At 67.6% G+C, this 14,915-nt stretch carries 16 protein-coding genes; 1 reads left to right on the forward strand and 15 read right to left on the reverse strand.

Annotation, left to right across the window (positions count from 1 at the left end):
- Nucleotides 1–18: 18 nt before the first annotated feature.
- On the forward strand, nucleotides 19–549 hold the full coding sequence (locus QMG86_RS11510) for a type VII secretion system-associated protein (protein ID WP_281879417.1): 531 nt from the start codon (nucleotides 19–21) through the stop codon (nucleotides 547–549).
- A 45-nt stretch (nucleotides 550–594) separates the two neighbouring features.
- Here QMG86_RS11510 and QMG86_RS11515 read toward each other — a convergent pair whose 3' ends face one another.
- The 15 genes from QMG86_RS11515 to QMG86_RS11585 form a co-directional block, all read right to left on the reverse strand.
- Nucleotides 595–1,230 (reverse strand): hypothetical protein, encoded by a 636-nt coding sequence (locus QMG86_RS11515; RefSeq protein ID WP_281879418.1) that lies wholly within the window; start codon nucleotides 1,228–1,230, stop codon nucleotides 595–597.
- 31 nt (nucleotides 1,231–1,261) lie between these two features.
- Nucleotides 1,262–2,065 (reverse strand): cytochrome P450, encoded by an 804-nt coding sequence (locus QMG86_RS11520; RefSeq protein ID WP_281879419.1) that lies wholly within the window; start codon nucleotides 2,063–2,065, stop codon nucleotides 1,262–1,264.
- A gap of 76 nt (nucleotides 2,066–2,141) precedes the next feature.
- Nucleotides 2,142–2,447 carry a hypothetical protein gene (locus tag QMG86_RS11525; protein WP_281879420.1) on the reverse strand — a complete coding sequence of 102 codons (306 nt, stop codon included), beginning with the start codon at nucleotides 2,445–2,447 and terminating at the stop codon, nucleotides 2,142–2,144.
- A 4-nt stretch (nucleotides 2,448–2,451) separates the two neighbouring features.
- Nucleotides 2,452–2,667: a hypothetical protein gene (locus QMG86_RS11530; protein ID WP_281879421.1), complete on the reverse strand. Its 216-nt coding sequence runs from the start codon at nucleotides 2,665–2,667 to the stop codon at nucleotides 2,452–2,454.
- Between the two features lie 260 nt (nucleotides 2,668–2,927).
- Nucleotides 2,928–3,830 carry a hypothetical protein gene (locus tag QMG86_RS11535; protein ID WP_281879422.1) on the reverse strand — a complete coding sequence of 301 codons (903 nt, stop codon included), beginning with the start codon at nucleotides 3,828–3,830 and terminating at the stop codon, nucleotides 2,928–2,930.
- Nucleotides 3,831–3,866: 36 nt separating this feature from the next.
- On the reverse strand, nucleotides 3,867–4,829 hold the full coding sequence (locus QMG86_RS11540) for an MlaD family protein (protein ID WP_281879423.1): 963 nt from the start codon (nucleotides 4,827–4,829) through the stop codon (nucleotides 3,867–3,869).
- The gene (locus QMG86_RS11545; RefSeq protein ID WP_281879424.1) at nucleotides 4,826–5,899 is read right to left on the reverse strand and encodes an MlaD family protein; all 1,074 of its coding nucleotides are present in this window, start codon (nucleotides 5,897–5,899) and stop codon (nucleotides 4,826–4,828) included. The genes QMG86_RS11540 and QMG86_RS11545 overlap by 4 nt, the downstream gene beginning before the upstream one ends.
- Nucleotides 5,896–7,026, reverse strand: a complete 1,131-nt coding sequence (locus QMG86_RS11550; RefSeq protein WP_281879425.1) for an MlaD family protein — start codon at nucleotides 7,024–7,026, stop codon at nucleotides 5,896–5,898. Before QMG86_RS11550 ends, QMG86_RS11545 begins: the two co-directional genes overlap by 4 nt.
- Nucleotides 7,026–8,096 carry an MCE family protein gene (locus QMG86_RS11555; RefSeq protein ID WP_281879426.1) on the reverse strand — a complete coding sequence of 357 codons (1,071 nt, stop codon included), beginning with the start codon at nucleotides 8,094–8,096 and terminating at the stop codon, nucleotides 7,026–7,028. Before QMG86_RS11555 ends, QMG86_RS11550 begins: the two co-directional genes overlap by 1 nt.
- Nucleotides 8,084–9,091 carry an MlaD family protein gene (locus QMG86_RS11560; protein ID WP_281879427.1) on the reverse strand — a complete coding sequence of 336 codons (1,008 nt, stop codon included), beginning with the start codon at nucleotides 9,089–9,091 and terminating at the stop codon, nucleotides 8,084–8,086. The genes QMG86_RS11555 and QMG86_RS11560 overlap by 13 nt, the downstream gene beginning before the upstream one ends.
- Nucleotides 9,088–10,128: an MlaD family protein gene (locus QMG86_RS11565; protein ID WP_281879429.1), complete on the reverse strand. Its 1,041-nt coding sequence runs from the start codon at nucleotides 10,126–10,128 to the stop codon at nucleotides 9,088–9,090. The genes QMG86_RS11560 and QMG86_RS11565 overlap by 4 nt, the downstream gene beginning before the upstream one ends.
- A 6-nt stretch (nucleotides 10,129–10,134) precedes the next feature.
- Nucleotides 10,135–10,989 (reverse strand): ABC transporter permease, encoded by an 855-nt coding sequence (locus QMG86_RS11570; protein WP_281879430.1) that lies wholly within the window; start codon nucleotides 10,987–10,989, stop codon nucleotides 10,135–10,137.
- Nucleotides 10,989–11,903, reverse strand: coding sequence for an ABC transporter permease (locus tag QMG86_RS11575; protein WP_281879431.1), 915 nt, complete (start codon nucleotides 11,901–11,903; stop codon nucleotides 10,989–10,991). The genes QMG86_RS11570 and QMG86_RS11575 overlap by 1 nt, the downstream gene beginning before the upstream one ends.
- A gap of 307 nt (nucleotides 11,904–12,210) precedes the next feature.
- A complete protein-coding gene (locus QMG86_RS11580) occupies nucleotides 12,211–13,590 on the reverse strand; it encodes an ABC1 kinase family protein (protein ID WP_281879432.1) in 1,380 nt (459 codons plus the stop codon).
- Nucleotides 13,475–14,770 carry an alpha/beta hydrolase gene (locus QMG86_RS11585; protein WP_281879433.1) on the reverse strand — a complete coding sequence of 432 codons (1,296 nt, stop codon included), beginning with the start codon at nucleotides 14,768–14,770 and terminating at the stop codon, nucleotides 13,475–13,477. The genes QMG86_RS11580 and QMG86_RS11585 overlap by 116 nt, the downstream gene beginning before the upstream one ends.
- Between the last annotated feature and the right edge of the window lie 145 nt (nucleotides 14,771–14,915).

Here is a 14,915-nt window from a genome sequence, read left to right on the forward strand (position 1 = left end):
ATCGAGAAGGGCTCATCAATGACCGAGCAGAGCAACGGCAACGACGCGGAATGGCTGTTCCTGATAGATCCGGGCTGGCAGCCCGCCGACGAGGACGATCGCCCGCCCGCGCACGCGGTGCTGGGCGGCTGGTTCGTCGATACCCACGGCACAGCAGGCGAATTCCAGCCCAACCCCGACTACCACCCCGCCGACGAGGGGCCCTTCATCGATCCGATCGACGCGACATTGCGGCTGGTCCTGGAGAAGCGAGCCGAACCGGGCCAGCTGCTGGCGACCCTGCGCGGCGCGGTGGTCGGTGTCGCGGTCGACGAGAACGGCAATCCGGTCGTCGCGGCGTCCCCGGATCAGATCCCCTGCGTGCTGGTGACCTCGGCGCCCGAACACCGCCGGCACGCGCAGGTCGAAGGCTGGACCGAGGTCTCGATGGCCGAACTCGCCGCGGCGCTGCCGGAGGAGGGCATCGATGTCCTGATCAATCCCGGCGCTCCCGCATCGATGCGGCTGCTCGCCGGTGCGGTCAAGGCGGCGGTCGCCGTCGCGACCTGAGCGTGTGGTCGCTGAGCGGGCGTGCGCCGGCTCAGCGACCGTCGTTCAGAACCGGATTTCCTCGAAAGCGTCGGACTGGCATCGCATTTCGGTGATGTGCTCGGGTGTCAGCAGCCGGTCGGGTACCGGTTCGTCGCGGCGCGTGAAGCCCGGCCGGGCGAGCAGTGCGGCCAGGGCGAGTATCTGGAGATCAGCCGGCGCCACCGTGTAGCGACCCGCGGCATCGACCGAGCGCGGGTCGACGACGATGCACACGCTGCCGACCGCGACGACAGGGGCTCGATCGCCGCGCTCGGCCACGATCCTCGGCAGGTGCGCGGGGACGTTCGGCTCTTTCATCACAAGCCTTTCCGATCGGATCGGATCACAGGGCGGGCAGCTGACAGATCTGGACGAGCTCGCGCCCACGCGTGCGTGACACCAGCATGCCCCGGCCCGGCGGACACCGCGCGGGCGCACGTCAGCGAGCAGCACACCCTCGTCCTTGGGGTGCGCATCAGAATGCCGTCGATCGACATGTCCTCGAGCAGGCCCAGGGCATTGACGTAGAGCGCACGCGACGCGCCGTCGGCTCGCCGCGCTCACCACGTGCAGGCAGATATCGCGGGCCTGCGGGAGCAGATCGATCAGCGGCAGCAGCGGATTGTTCGACGCCATCATATCGTAGTCGTCGACGATCACATAGACCTCCGGGCCGGTCAGAGAAATGCGGTCAGCCCTCCCCGGAGGTATGCGAATCGGGAGCGAAGGGGCAGTGGGCCGGTTCAGCGGTTTCGGGTGGGTCCGGTAGGAGCGCTTGCTTCAGCGGAGATGGCTTCTCGTTCTCAACGGGCCGGTACCACGGCACGTCTTCGGCGTTTCTGCGCTGCCGCACGATGACTCGGGTGTTGCCTCTGGGGCGGGCGACGACGCCGAAGATGAACCGTGCGGGGTCCACGCTCGGGTCGCAGGGTTCGAGGTCGAGGCGGCCGAAGAGGCGGTGCAGCAGGATGGCTGCTTCGGTGAAGTAGAAGGTGCTGCCCGGGCAACGGTGGACACCCACGCCGAAGGGGATGTACCCGTATCGGTCGGGTGTGGTCTGGAACCATCGTTCGGGCCGGAACGCTTCGGGCTCGGGATACAGGTCCTCGTCGTGGTGCAGCGCGCTCGCTGCAGCGAAAACCATGGTGCTCCTGGGGATTCGGTAGCCGCCGAGCGCGATGTCTTCTGTCAGCGGGAACGGAAGTGTCCCGATGACGGGGGATTGCATGCGCAGTGCTTCGGTGTTGCAGGCGTGGGCGTAGCGGTCGGTGCGGGCTTCGCGGGCTTCGGCGACGAGTTCGGCGCGAGGGTGCGGGTTGTGCAGCAGATATTGGGTGGCCCAGGCATAGGCGACGACCGAGGTTTCGTGGCCGGCGATGAGCAGGGTGACGATGATGTCGCGCAGTCGCTTGTCGGTCCAGGCCGGGGTTTCGTGGGCGGCGTAGTCGATGAGCCTGGCGGTGATGCTGTCGTTGGGTCGTTCACGCAGTTCCAAGATCTTGCGGTAGACCAGCTCATCGGCGCGTGTCTGCAGCCGGAATCCCCTGCGCGCGAGAAGGGGTGACAGGCGGTCATTGCGCTGCGAGAGATCGAATGGGGTGGTCCATGCCGATCGCGCCGCCGGCCCGACCGGCGACCTCGGCGGGAACGGCGCGTTCGGCCAGCGTGAGTATCAGTGCGTCGGGGACCACGGCGGCGAGCTTGCTGACCCGGGTGAAGGTGGGGGCCAGGGAGTCGAACAGGAGGTCGGAGATGCGGGTCCGCAGTGCGCGAACGTTGTCCGCGCCCAGCCGTTCCAGACTCGACAGGGCGGCCTTGTCGGTGTCGAGGGTCTGGGCGAGGATGGTGATTTCAGCGTGGGTCAGCAGGTCGGCCATGGTGTCACTTTCCGAAGAGGATTGTCTTCGCCGAGATGCGCACCACGCGCGGGAGGACGCCGAGTCCGGCGTCGATCGCGGCGTCGAGGCTGCGGCGCTGTTGCTGCTTGGCTCGTTGGATCATCATCAGCAGTTGTGCCGATTCCTGTGTGGTGAGCATCGCGATGACGTCGGCTGGCTCGCGCAACGCGGCGTGTAGTCGGCTCCTGGGATCGGTCATTGATGTGTCCCCCTGTCTACTCGGGTCGGCTTGTCGGGTGGGGTGTCGATGGGGGCGCTCGTCGGTGCGCTGCGGCACCGGTCGGGCGCGTTTGCTCGATGCCTCGCTGTCCGGTGCCGAGCGAGATGTTCATCGTGACGGTCGGGTCGATCGAGGAACTGGTGCCGGCGCCATCAACGGGGTTCCCGGTCGAACTCGCGGTGGTGGAGCACCGTGCGGCGTAGGCGCTGCCCCGGTGTTTTCGTGGTTCCGGCCTGAGTTCATCGCGTGGGCAGCGCGCCGTCGAGGCCGCCGACGTCGGTGATCTGCCATCCACTGTTGCTGTCGACGGTGACGTTGTAGGTGACGGTCATCTGCCCGCCTTTGAGGTTTTGGGCGTTGGTGGAGGTGACGTCGACGAAGACGTTGACTTTGTACACGCCACCAGAGACCGTGGCGACCTTCGCCGCGATCGGCACGGCCGTGGAGGTCCATTGCAGCGGCAGCAGGATCTGCTCGAGTTTCGGTGCGGTGGCGTCGATTTTGTGCGCCAGCGGCGGGCTGGTGTTGGCCTTGAGCTTGTCCACCCAGGCCGGGATGTTCTGGTGGTCGATGGTCGACGCGCCGACCGCATAATCGGTGGCGACCTGTTCGGCGTGCCGCTCACCGTACGCGTCCGACCGGATCTGCGCTATCTCTTCCCGCGCCGACCACCAGCCGTAACCGCAGACGGCCACGGCTGCCGTCAGCACGACGGCCCCGGCCGCGACTCCGATCGCGGTCAGCGATACCGACACCGTCCGCGCCGCGGCGCGATCCTTACCCCTCCGCCGGGCGTACTGCCCTTCCCGGCGGTCGCCACCGCTCTTCCCCGCCTTTATCGGCTCGGTAACACCCTCCTCACGGTCACCGGCGGAGTTCTCAGCCCTGTCACTGTCGCGTCGTGCGGATTTGTCATCTGTCCCGGCGGCGGGTTCCGGGTCCGACTCGGATTGCGGCGCGTCCGGGTCGGGCTCTGATTCTGCGGTCGGTGCGCTATCGGTGGTGGACGCAGCGGTGGCGGCGGCGGATTCTGCGGTGGAGGGTGATTCGGTGCCCACGGCGGTGTCCTGTGCTGGCGTGGCGGTGCGGGGTTCGGTGGCCGTTTCGTCGGGGGAGGGCTGCGTGGTCGGTTCGGGAGGCATGGACGGTCCTGTCCTTAGCGTGGCGGGGGTTCGGTGTCATTTGACGGCGATGCGGAGGTGGATCGCGCCGTCGCCGGGGTCGGTGGAGGCCAGGGCCGCGAAGATGAGGTCGCCGATGTCGACGCGCGGGATCGTCCCCACGATGGCGTCCACGAGCGGCTGCAGGATCGGCGCCAGCGGTGCCAGTTGCGGGCCGATCTCGTCGACCCACTGGCCGAGCCGGTGCACGAAGGGCACGAGTCCCGTGCCTTCCTGGTACATCCGGGGCGCGTCGCCTGTGCGGAACAGGCGGCCGATGGCCTCGGCGATATCGTCTACGCGCTGGCCGAACTCGATCAGCGGTGGACGGGCCACCGTCAGCGCGGGCCCGGCGTCGGCCATGTCCGGTGCGATGCTCTGCAGATCACCCAGCAGTTCACCCACCGCCGGGGACCGGGCGGCGAGAGCGGCGGCGAGCAGCCCGGTGGAGCGCGAGAGTTCGGGCACGACCGCCTCGGTTCCGGTCAGCGCCTCGGTGAATGTGTCGACGAGGGCGTTGGCGGCGGCCGGGTCGATGCGGCTCAGCACCCGGGTGACCAGCCGGGCCAGTTCCGGGATCGACAGCGGCGGGCGCACGAGCGCCGTATCGATCGCCTCACCGTCGCGCAGGTTCCGTCCGCCCGGCGACTGCGGCGCAAACTCCACATAGGGCTCGCCCAGCCACGACAGATTCTCGATGGTGACGAGGCTGTCGGCCGGAACCTGGTACATCGCGTGGATGTCCATCGTCACCCGCACTCCGGAGGCGGTCGAGTCGACGGCGGTGATCTCGCCCACCTCGATCCCGGACAACAGCACGGGCGATCCGGTTGCCAGACCTCCGGAGTCGGCCACGCGCATGGTGACGGTGGTGTACTCGGCGAACGGGTCCGCGCCGACGACACCGAAGGCCAGATAGGCCGAGCCCACCACCGATACGGCGGCGATCGCCCCGAGAGACAGCACCGAGCGCGGTTTCATCGCACGACTCCGATCATTCGCAGGGTCCGCACGATCTGCTCGACCTGGTCATCGGCCGGCATCGGCGGGCCCTGTGGCGGCGTGATGGTCACCGCGCGCAGATTCACCTTCGGCCCGTGCTCGACGAACGGAATGATCTTGTCGCGGATCACCGCGACGAACGCGTTGAGGTTCGACGGCCGCTGAAGGTCCAGCGGTGCGCTGGTGAACAGCAGCGGATAGATCGCCCCGAGTGCGTTGTCCGCGGACTGCGCCACCGGGGCGAGCCAGGTCAGCGCGTGCGCGACCGGAGCCATGCCGCCGAGGACGCCGATGACGTTGACGATGGTGGCCACCGCGGCCGACAGTTGCTCGACGGCGGATTCGGTGAGTAGTTCGGCGAGGGTGTCGCGCCGGTCGTACATCACCTGGGAATCCTTGGTGAAGCCGTTGAGCAGTTCGTCGACCTGATTCAGATTGGCCGACAGGTCCACGGCGTCGGCGCCGAGCACCTGGAAGATGCGCGCCGTCTGCGCCGGGTCCTGCGGCAGCACACCGTTGAGGTCGGTGACCAGGTCCTGCAGATGCTGGATGGCGCCGCCCTGCACGAAGGTCGCGACGCCGGCGAGGGTGTCCTCGACACGGACGGCGGGCCGGGTCTGGCCGAGGGGGATGGTGTCGCCGTCGCGCAGGAGGTCACCGAAACCGTCTGGGGGAGTGGTCAAGGCGATGTGGATATCGCCGAGCAGGGTGTTCTGCCGCAGGACCGCCGTGGTCGTCGTGGGTAGCTGCACCGTGTCGTCGATCTCGGCCTCCACGACGGCGTGACCGCCATCTGCGGGCTCGCGATCGCTCTGCGCCAGTCCGATATGCGTCGCGACGCCGACCTGTGCGCCGTTGGCGACCACCTTGGCCCGCGCGGGCAGGTTCAGCACATCGGAGAACTCGATACGGATGTGATACGACGGGCCGGACACGCTCGCCCCGGGCAGCGGCAGCGTCGACGGGTCGAACGAGCATGCGCCGCACACCAGGACCGCCGCCATGCCGAGGGGCAGCGCGGCCCGGCGCAGCCGGGCGGCGGGCCTCATCGTGCACCTGCCGAGGCCAGGACCAGCCGCACCAGATCCACGGTCGCCACGCCGTCGGCGGCCGAGCACCGCCCCGGCGCGACCATGGCGATCGCGGCACAGATCTTCTCGGCCTCCGGTGTGGGTACGGTGACCCGCGGTGGCGCGTAGGTGAGCCCGGGTGCGCCGGTGCGCGGATCGATGATCGCGGTGAAGGCGCCGGTGATCACGGGGATCATCTCGACGATCTGGCGCAGCGTCGCGATGTGCGCGCCGAGGAACCGGATCAGCGGTACCGACGCGTCCAGTAGCAGGAAGATCGGATCGCCGAACATCGTGGTGATGTCGTTGAGCATGGGCAGCACCCGGCGGAAACGGTCGATGATGACGGTGGTCTCGCTGAACAGTTCGTTGTTGACCTGACGCAGGATCGATTCCAGCCCCAGCACCATCGAATTGATGGTGCCCCAGTGCGTTGAGACGCTGTCGGCCAGCGCGGCGAGGCTGTCGATGATCCCGGACAACCGGCCGATGGCCGCGTCGGGGTGGTCCAGCGCGGCACCGAGTTTGGCGATGAGGGCGTTGAGCTGCGGGCCCGTCCCGGCGGTGGCGGTATTCAATTGCGTGACCAGCCGCCCGATCTCGTCGTTCTGCTCGGTTTCCGGGCCGAGTAACTGCTCCGACAGCTCCGCCACCGCGTGCAGGGTCTCGGTGAGACTCTTCGGTGTCAGGGTGCGGGTCAGACACTGCCCCGGGTCCCAGCGGTCCAGGACGGTGCCGCTGTGCAGCACGGCCAGGTCGCGGTCGGTGGTGACGTTGCGCGACAACGTGGTCGCGGAGGCGTCCGCCAGCACCGGGTGCTCGGCGTCGACGGCGAAGTCGACCCGCACCTTGTCCCCGGCGGGCCGCACGCCGGTGACGGTGCCGACGGGAATACCACGCATGGTGACGTGGTTGCCCGGGTAGAGCCCGACGCTGTCGGGCATCAGCGCGCAGTAGGACACCGTTCTGCGCAGCGGGTCCGCGACGACGAGATAGCCCAGCACGGCGACCGCGACCAGCACCAGCGCCCCGGCCACGGACATGGTCGCGCGGGACCCGAGCACGGTGTGCACAACCGTCGGGCGTGAACGAATCCGACCGGACATCAGCAGGCCTTTCCGGGAACCGGGACGCAGATCTGCGCGAGCAGTGTCCCGGCGTCGATCGGTTGCGGGGCCGCCACGGTGGCGGTGGGATCGCCCACCTGTACCTGCCCGTCGGGCAGCACCAGCCGTGTCAACTGTTCCCCGATGCCGTGGACGGAGTCGAGGAGGGTGGTGAGCTTGCCACCGATGTCCTCCAATTCGTCGACGGCGTCGGCCAGTTGCCGGGCCATCGGCTTCAGCGTCGTTTCCCAGGACGGCTGTAACGCCGCGACCCGGCCGAACACCGACCGCAGCAGCTGGACCGCCTCGCGCACCTCGGCCCGCTTGTCACCGAGCATGGTCTCGAGCAGCGTGATCTTCTCGATCATCCGGCGCAGCTGACCTTTGCCCAGGTCGACGACGCCGAGATACTCCTGCGCGACCGTGAGGGCCTTGGAGACGTCGGTGCGCTGGCGGTCGAGCACGTCCACGAGATGCTCGGCGCCGGTGAGCATCTGGCGGATGCTGCCGGGAGCCTCGGTGATCGAGTCGGCGAGGGCGGACAGGTTGGCGCGCAGGGTGCTGCCGTCGATGCCGCGGATCGGGTCGGCCGCGTCCTGGAAGGTCTCCATGAGGCTGTAAGGCAGGCGGACGTGGTCGGAGGGAATCGGCTTGGATTTCCCCAGCGGTTTCTCCCCGGCCGGGAACAGCGCCACGTAGTGCCCGCCGACCAAGGTGAGCATCCGCACGTCCAGTGTGGTCGCGTCGCCGACGAACACGTCGTTGTCCACGGTGAAGCGCATGATCACCTTGTCCGGGCGCAGCTCGAGCTTCTCGACCTTGCCGACCGAGATGCCCGCCAGGCGGACGTCGTCACCGACCTTCACGGTCTCCGCTTCGGTGAGTTCGGCGGTGTAGGTGCTGTGGCCGAACGGGATCACGTACACCGCCGCGGCGACCAGCAGGGCCAGCACCACCAGCACGACCCCCAGCGCGCCGAGCCCGAACTCTCGCCGCATCGTGCTGATCTCGTCGCGGCCGTACAGTATTCGGCGCGCCCGTGCGGGCAGTGCATCGATCACGCGTGGCATAGCGACACCCGTTGTCCGGCGAGAAGGATCTGCAGTGGCTGCGGCGCGCTCGCCTCTCCCTTGCTGCACACCGGCGATGACCCAGGAATGCGCTGCGGTATCGACGCGTTCAGCGCGGCGAGCGCGGCCGGTAATCGGCCGAGAACCTCGACCACCAGCTGCGGATCGGGAATCAACAGGCGCACGATCGCCTCGAGATCGGGGTTGTCGTTCTCGGTGAATCCCAGCATGGCCAGCAGGCTGTCCACCGGTTTGAGCACCGGCGGCGCGGTGAGCGAGAAGTCGATCAGGCCGACGACGTTGCGCTGCAGCGAGTCGAAGATGTCGGCGGCATTGCCGAGCAGGGTGATCAACGGCGCCGAGGAGCCGCCGATCGTATCGTTGATCTGGGACAAGTTGCGGATCAGGGTGGTGATGACCTGCTGGCGATCGGTGACGTAGGCGGCCAGGTCGCCGATGGCGTCCAGGGCCGGGCCGATGCCGCTGCCGTTGCCTTCGATCACGGCGAGCATGCTTTCGGTGAACTTGTTGAGCTTCTCCGGTGACAGTGTGGCCAGTACCGGTTTCAGCCCGTTGAACAGGCTGGTCACATCGAACGAGGGAACGGTGTGCTCGACGCCGATCGTGGACCCGGGCCGCAGCGGTCCCCCGCGCTCGGGGACGTGCTGCACGTCGATGTAGCGCTGGCCCAACAGATTCTGGTATCGGATGGCGAGCTTGCTGGTGTCGAACAGCGGCGTCGAGGTGGCCAGGTCGAACCGCACCTTCGCTCGATCACCCTGGAGCGCAATGGTTCGCACCTGGCCCACGGCGATGCCGTGCAGCCGCACCTCGTCCCCGGCGCGCAGGCCGTTGACGTCGGTGAACACCGCGGTATAGGTGTGGGTGTCGCCGTCCACCGGATGCCTGATGACCGTGACGATCGCGCCCAGCAGCAGCGCGATCGCCACGGCGAACAGGGCCAGTCGCCAGGCGGCCCCGCGCGTTGTCCTCATCGTCCGCCTCCGTCGAGAATCGGGTTGCCGCTCAGCGGGATCGCCAGCGACGGGATATTGCGCAGGTCCACGTCGGCCTGCAGGACCGGGCCGTCGGGAGTGTCGGGCATGACATCGCGCATCCGCTGGATCAGCTCTCCGACCTCCGCACCGGATCGCCGTGGATCGGGCACCGTCTGCGCCACCATTCGCAGCACCGGTATCAGCAGACCGGTGTAGCCCGAGAAACCGGTCTCGGCGTAGCGCAACGCCTGCGCCACCTCGGGCAGCAGTTGGTCGACGACCATGGTGATCCCGCCGTCGATCCGTGCGCGATCCTCGCGCAGCGTCTCGATCCGGTAGATGCGGTCGAGCAGGTCGATCAGGGAGTCGATGAAGTCGCCGCCACCGTTGAGCGTGACACCGAAGCGGCCCAGGGTCAGCGACAACGGCATCGCCTGCACCTCGGTGACGGTGCGGGCCAGCGTGACCACCGACTCCAGGAACGGGGTGAAGGCGCGGGTGTCGGCGGCAAGAGTCGCCAGCAGGGTCGCCATCCGCGGGGTCAGCACCGCGTCGCCGACCTGCGACAGGCTGCGCAGCAGGTTGCCCATGGTCGCGTCGTACACCGCGTCGGGTCCGGACAGGTCCAGCACCGCCCCCGAGCGCAGCGGCGCCCCGCCCGGACCGCGGCGCAGCTCGATCTCGCTGATGCCGAACAAATTCCCGGTCGCGTAGTCCATCCGCAGGCTGGAGTCCAGTCCCGGCAGCCGGGCGGAGTCCAGGCGCACCGCGATGTTCTGGGTGCCGCGCTCGCCGGGGGAGATGCCGGTGACCCGGCCGACCCGAACACCGTCCAGCCGCACCTGCGTGCCCGCGAGCACGCCGTCGCCGACACGGCTGGTGCGCAATACGATTCGGACGCCCGGTTCCTCACGGACCGCCCGATAACCGAGCGTCCCGAGCGCGGCCAGCACGACCAGCACGACCGCGAGCGTGCCCACCGCGAGCGCACGGCGGCGATCAACGGTGACTCCGGGAATTCCGTAGTTCGGCATCGGCACTCACCCCGTGAAGCTGACCGCGGAGTCGATGCCCCACAGCATGATCGACAGGACCATGTCGACGGCGATGATCGCCACCGAGCTGGCACGCACGGCACGACCCGACGCGATCCCGACCCCTTCGGGACCGCCGGCGGCGAAGAACCCGTAGTAGGAGTGCACCAGGATGACCACGGTCGCGAAGACCGCCACCTTGGCCACCGCGGCGACCACGTCGAATCCGGACACGAACTGGTAGAAGTAGTGGTCGTAGACCCCGGCCGACTGCCCGTGCACCAGCGTGATGAGCCCCCGGCACGCCAGATACGACAGGATCAGCGCGATCAGGAAGGTCGGCACCATGGCCACCGCTCCGCCGATGACGCGGGTGGTCACCACGAACGGCACCGAGCGCAGCCCCAGAGCCTCGATCGCGTCGATCTCCTCGCTGATCCGCATGGCCCCGATCTCGGCGGTCATGCGGCAGCCCGCCTGGCCGGCGAACCCGACCGCCGCCGCGATCGGCGCCAGTTCGCGGGTGATGGCGTATGCGGAGACGATCCCGGTGACCGGACCCATGCCGACGATGTCGAGAGTGGCGAAGGATTCGATCGCCACCGACGCGCCCATCACCAGTCCCAGCACGATCATCATCGGCACCGTGCCGCCGCCGACGATCACCGAGCCGCCGCCCCAGGTCATCGCGGAGATCGCGCGCATCGTCTCGGCGCCGTAGCGGCGCAGCGTCAGCGGGATCGCCGACAGCACCTGCCAGGTGAAGGCCAGCACGAAGCCGATCGATTCCACCCGCGACAGCCCGAACCTGCTGCGCAAGAGCCGCTTCAATCCCTTCGGGGCATAGGTCGAGGCGCTCATCACGCCAGCCTCGTAGGCAGGAACATGGCGGTGATCTGCGTGATCACCAGGTTCACCAGCACGATCGACACCACCGACAGCACCACCGCGGCGTTCACCGCGTCGGCCACCCCACGCGGCCCGCCCTTGGCCTCCAGTCCCCGCTGGCAGGCGATCACCACCACCAGGAAGCCGAAGATCATCGCCTTCACCAGCGAGATCCACACGTCCGCGAGCGTGGTGAACGACCCGAAGGTGCTCCAGTAGCTGCCCGGCGTGACATTTTGCCCGCCGACCGCCACCGTGTAGCCGGCCAGCACGCCGACGAAGATGATCAGCACATTCAACATCGGAGCCACCACCAGCATGGCGATGATCCGCGGAATCACCAGCCGGTGTACCGGACTGATGCCCATGGTGGTCAGGGCGTCGATCTCGTCGCGGATGGTCCGCGCACCGAGATCCGCCGCGATCGCCGCCGCCCCCGCCCCGCCGAGCAGGAATCCCGTAGCCAGCGGCGCACCCTGTTTGATGACTCCCAGCCCGCCGGTCGCCCCCAGCAGCGAATCCGCGCCGAGACTGCGAATCAGGTTGCCCACCTGCACCGACACGATCACCCCGAACGGGATGGCCATCAGGATCGCCGGAATAGCGGTCACCGTCACCAGCCACCACCCCTGCACGATCGCCTCGCGCCAGTGCAGCCGCCCCCGCGCGAGGTCGGTCACCGCGCCGAGCACGGCTTCCTCGGCGATGCGCACTGCCCGGCCGAAGGTGCGCACCGACGCCACGGCGGTGTCGGAAAAATTCCGCCGCAGCACCCGGGCGGCGGACGGACGCGCACGGTCCGACGGCAGCGGCGGGGTGTGAGGCGGGTTCGGATAAGTGGCTGTCACGGCGGCTTCGATCGACGGCGGGGGCGGTACGGCGTTCATTGCTACGAAAGATTTCCTTTGCCGAGAGCGGATCCGGTCAACGCTGGAGGTGTCCCAACGCCGCGCCGCCGTGGTACCGCGATGTCACAACACACCGCCTCGGTCGATCGGCGCGCTTCGCTGCCGGACGGCAGCATCGGCCAGGCGTGAAGACCGGCGGCTTCCCGCCGCAAGCACGGAAAAGGCAGACGATCCGCGAGCACGCGTTCCCATCGTCCGGTATTAGCGATTATCTCGACTGACCTATCAGTCACCACGAGACACGACTCCATTCCATTTTCGATGGGCGTCCACTTTTCCGGTGTGCTCAGCTCCTCGGCTGGGCATCCCGCCATCGCGCGTCCTGCGCTCCCAGCTCGGTGGCAGGTGCGTCACCGCACAGCCATTCACGGGCGATCCGATGCCAATTCGCTGTTGCCCGAAGCTGACCGAGGATGCCTGCGGTGTAGAAGTCCGCACGTCGGGAGAAGAAGTGCTCGGCCGGCAAAGTCTCGCGCCTGAGGCGCTGGAAATCCTCGGCTCGGGGGTCGGCGAGGACCATGAAGGCCCCGCTGGCGAGTTCCGGCGTCATGGTCAGTGCTTCGTCGGCAAAAGTCCACGGTGAGGCGTCGTAGGTGTACTCCAGGACTTCATCTGCCGAGAGGGTGGTCTCCGGCCGAAGGCCGCCGGTTCGTACCAGTGCATCGCGCAGGTCCTCGGCGCGTTGGTCGATAGCGGCTCGGAGCGCTTGTCGTTCGATCTCGACTGCGGCCGGGGTCATTCGCTTGAACAGGCCGAAGTCCAGGAACGCCACCCGGCCGTCCTCGGCGAGCAGCACGTTGCCCGGATGCGGGTCTCCATTGAAGTGGTAGTCGAGATACATCGAGCCGATGTAGAACCGGTAGACCAACTCGCCCACGCGATCGCGCACCTGGGCCGGCAGCGTGCGCACATCGCCCATTCGTCTGCCGGTGACATACTGCGACACCAGGACTCTGGGGCCGCACAGTTCGGTGAGCGCGTCCGGGACGAGGATCGCGGGATGATCGGCGTAACGCCGGGCGAGTTCGCGCTGGACTCGAGCCTCGTGGAGGTAGTCGAGCTCTTCCTCGATATGCAGGCGGATCTCCTCGGCCATGGCCGTGTGATCCAGCGACGGAAACACCGGTTTGGAGAACTTCAGCAACAGCGCCAGATTTTTCAGATCTGCTCGCACCGCGGTGGCGATCCCGGCGTACTGCACTTTCACCGCCACGGCACGGTCGTCGTGGGTGCGTGCGCGATAGACCTGTCCGATGGACGCGGCGGCGATCGGCGTGGTGTCGAACTCGGCGAACGTCTCTTCGACGGTACGGCCCAAATCCTGTTCGAGGACCGGCCGCATGCGTTCGAAGGGCACTGTCGGTGCTCGGTCTTGCAGTACTGCGAGCTTGCTACGGAATTCCTCGCGCCGTCCGTCGGGGAGAACGTCGAGATCAATGATCGACAGCAGCTGTCCGAGTTTCATGGCCGCGCCCTTCATACCACCGAGCAGGTCGACCAGTTCGTCGGCGGCGGCGAGTACGGCATCGTGGGTGGCCTGGGCCTCGGCATCACGCGGATCCGTCAAGCGCTCGAAGCGGATTCGAGCGTTGCGGACCGCTTGGCGAGCGGCGAAGCGGCCGAGGCGTGTACCGCGTGCGAAGCGAGAGGTGGACACGTCGGCCATTCCCGGATCGTCGCTTCGCGGACTCAAGCCGACACCGCCGAACGCGACCGCAAGGGTGCCGGGGCGGGCAATGCGCGAGAAAGCGGGCCGCGGCGCGAATCGCTCTGCCGCCCTCGGGAATGAAATCGGCGAAAGCTGGGAATACGTGTACCTGGCCTTCCCATAGTTGCAGGGTGGTCGGCACACCGCACTCGGCGAGGTGCTCGGCCAGAGCGATCGAATCGACGACGAACAACTCCTGGGAACCGGACTGGATCAACACCGGCGGCAGCCCCGACAAGTCCAGTGCCAGGGGTGCGCGCACCCTGGTCGGCGCGCCTTCGACCAGGACACGAGCCTCGGCTCTCGCCGCGTGCAGGGACATGCCGTTGATGGCAGAAGCCGGAAACAGCGGATCGCCCGACCACCAAGTCCCCCCTTCGGCCTTGGGTTTGTCCAAATCGGTGACCGGCGACCACAGCAGGACCCCGGCCGGTGTGCCGAGGCCGCGTTCGATCAGAGTCAACGCGGTCATGAGCGCGAGATAACCTCCGGCCGAGTCACCGGCCAGCACGATGTCGCCGGTCCGGTAGCCCATGCTGCGCAGCCGGTCTGCGCCGTCGAGGCAATCCTCGATCGCGGTGCTGGGCGCGTAGGCCGGGGACTTGCGATAGTTCACGCTCAGCACCGGAAGCCCGGCGGCTTCCGACAAGCGGCTCACAAGCCGACGATGAGTGTTGAGGCCGCAAATGAGAAACCCGCCGCCGTGTGAGTACAAGATGACGCGATCATGTGCTGTCACGGTGGCGGCCGTGATTAGCTCGGCGCGGCAATAACGCAATGCGACCGTCTCCCGGCGCACTCCGGCATAGCGGGGCAAGACCACGGCGGCGGCGTCGATCAGCCGGAACGGCCACTGGAGCAGGGGCCATCGTCCGAACACGGCCAACGCAGGCTTGGCTGTCACCCGCATCAGGCTGGCCAAGATGCTCGTCCGCAGCGAACGTCCCGGGATGAGCGTGCTGGCGAGGTAGCCGTGCAGAGGTCGATCTCCAGCGATCATGGCGGCAGCGTAGATGACTGACAAATCAGTCGTCAATATACCGACGCCTTCGCCTTCTGTCGGAGCAGCGTAAGCAAACAGCAGGTGAACCGGCTCGATCCGGAGGCGCAGCTTTGCGGGGACCGTCGGATCGACCATTTAGCTGATTGACATGACAGTCACTTAAATGCTGGACTGGTCACGCCGCAGTTCGAATCTCGGAAAACCGGTGGAACCGAAGACGCCTTCTCGACGAGCTCGTCGCCATTGTGTTCTCGGGGTGCTCTGGACCGCAGCTTTGATC

Source organism: Nocardia sputorum (assembly GCF_027924405.1).
Lineage (GTDB): Bacteria > Actinomycetota > Actinomycetes > Mycobacteriales > Mycobacteriaceae > Nocardia > Nocardia sputorum.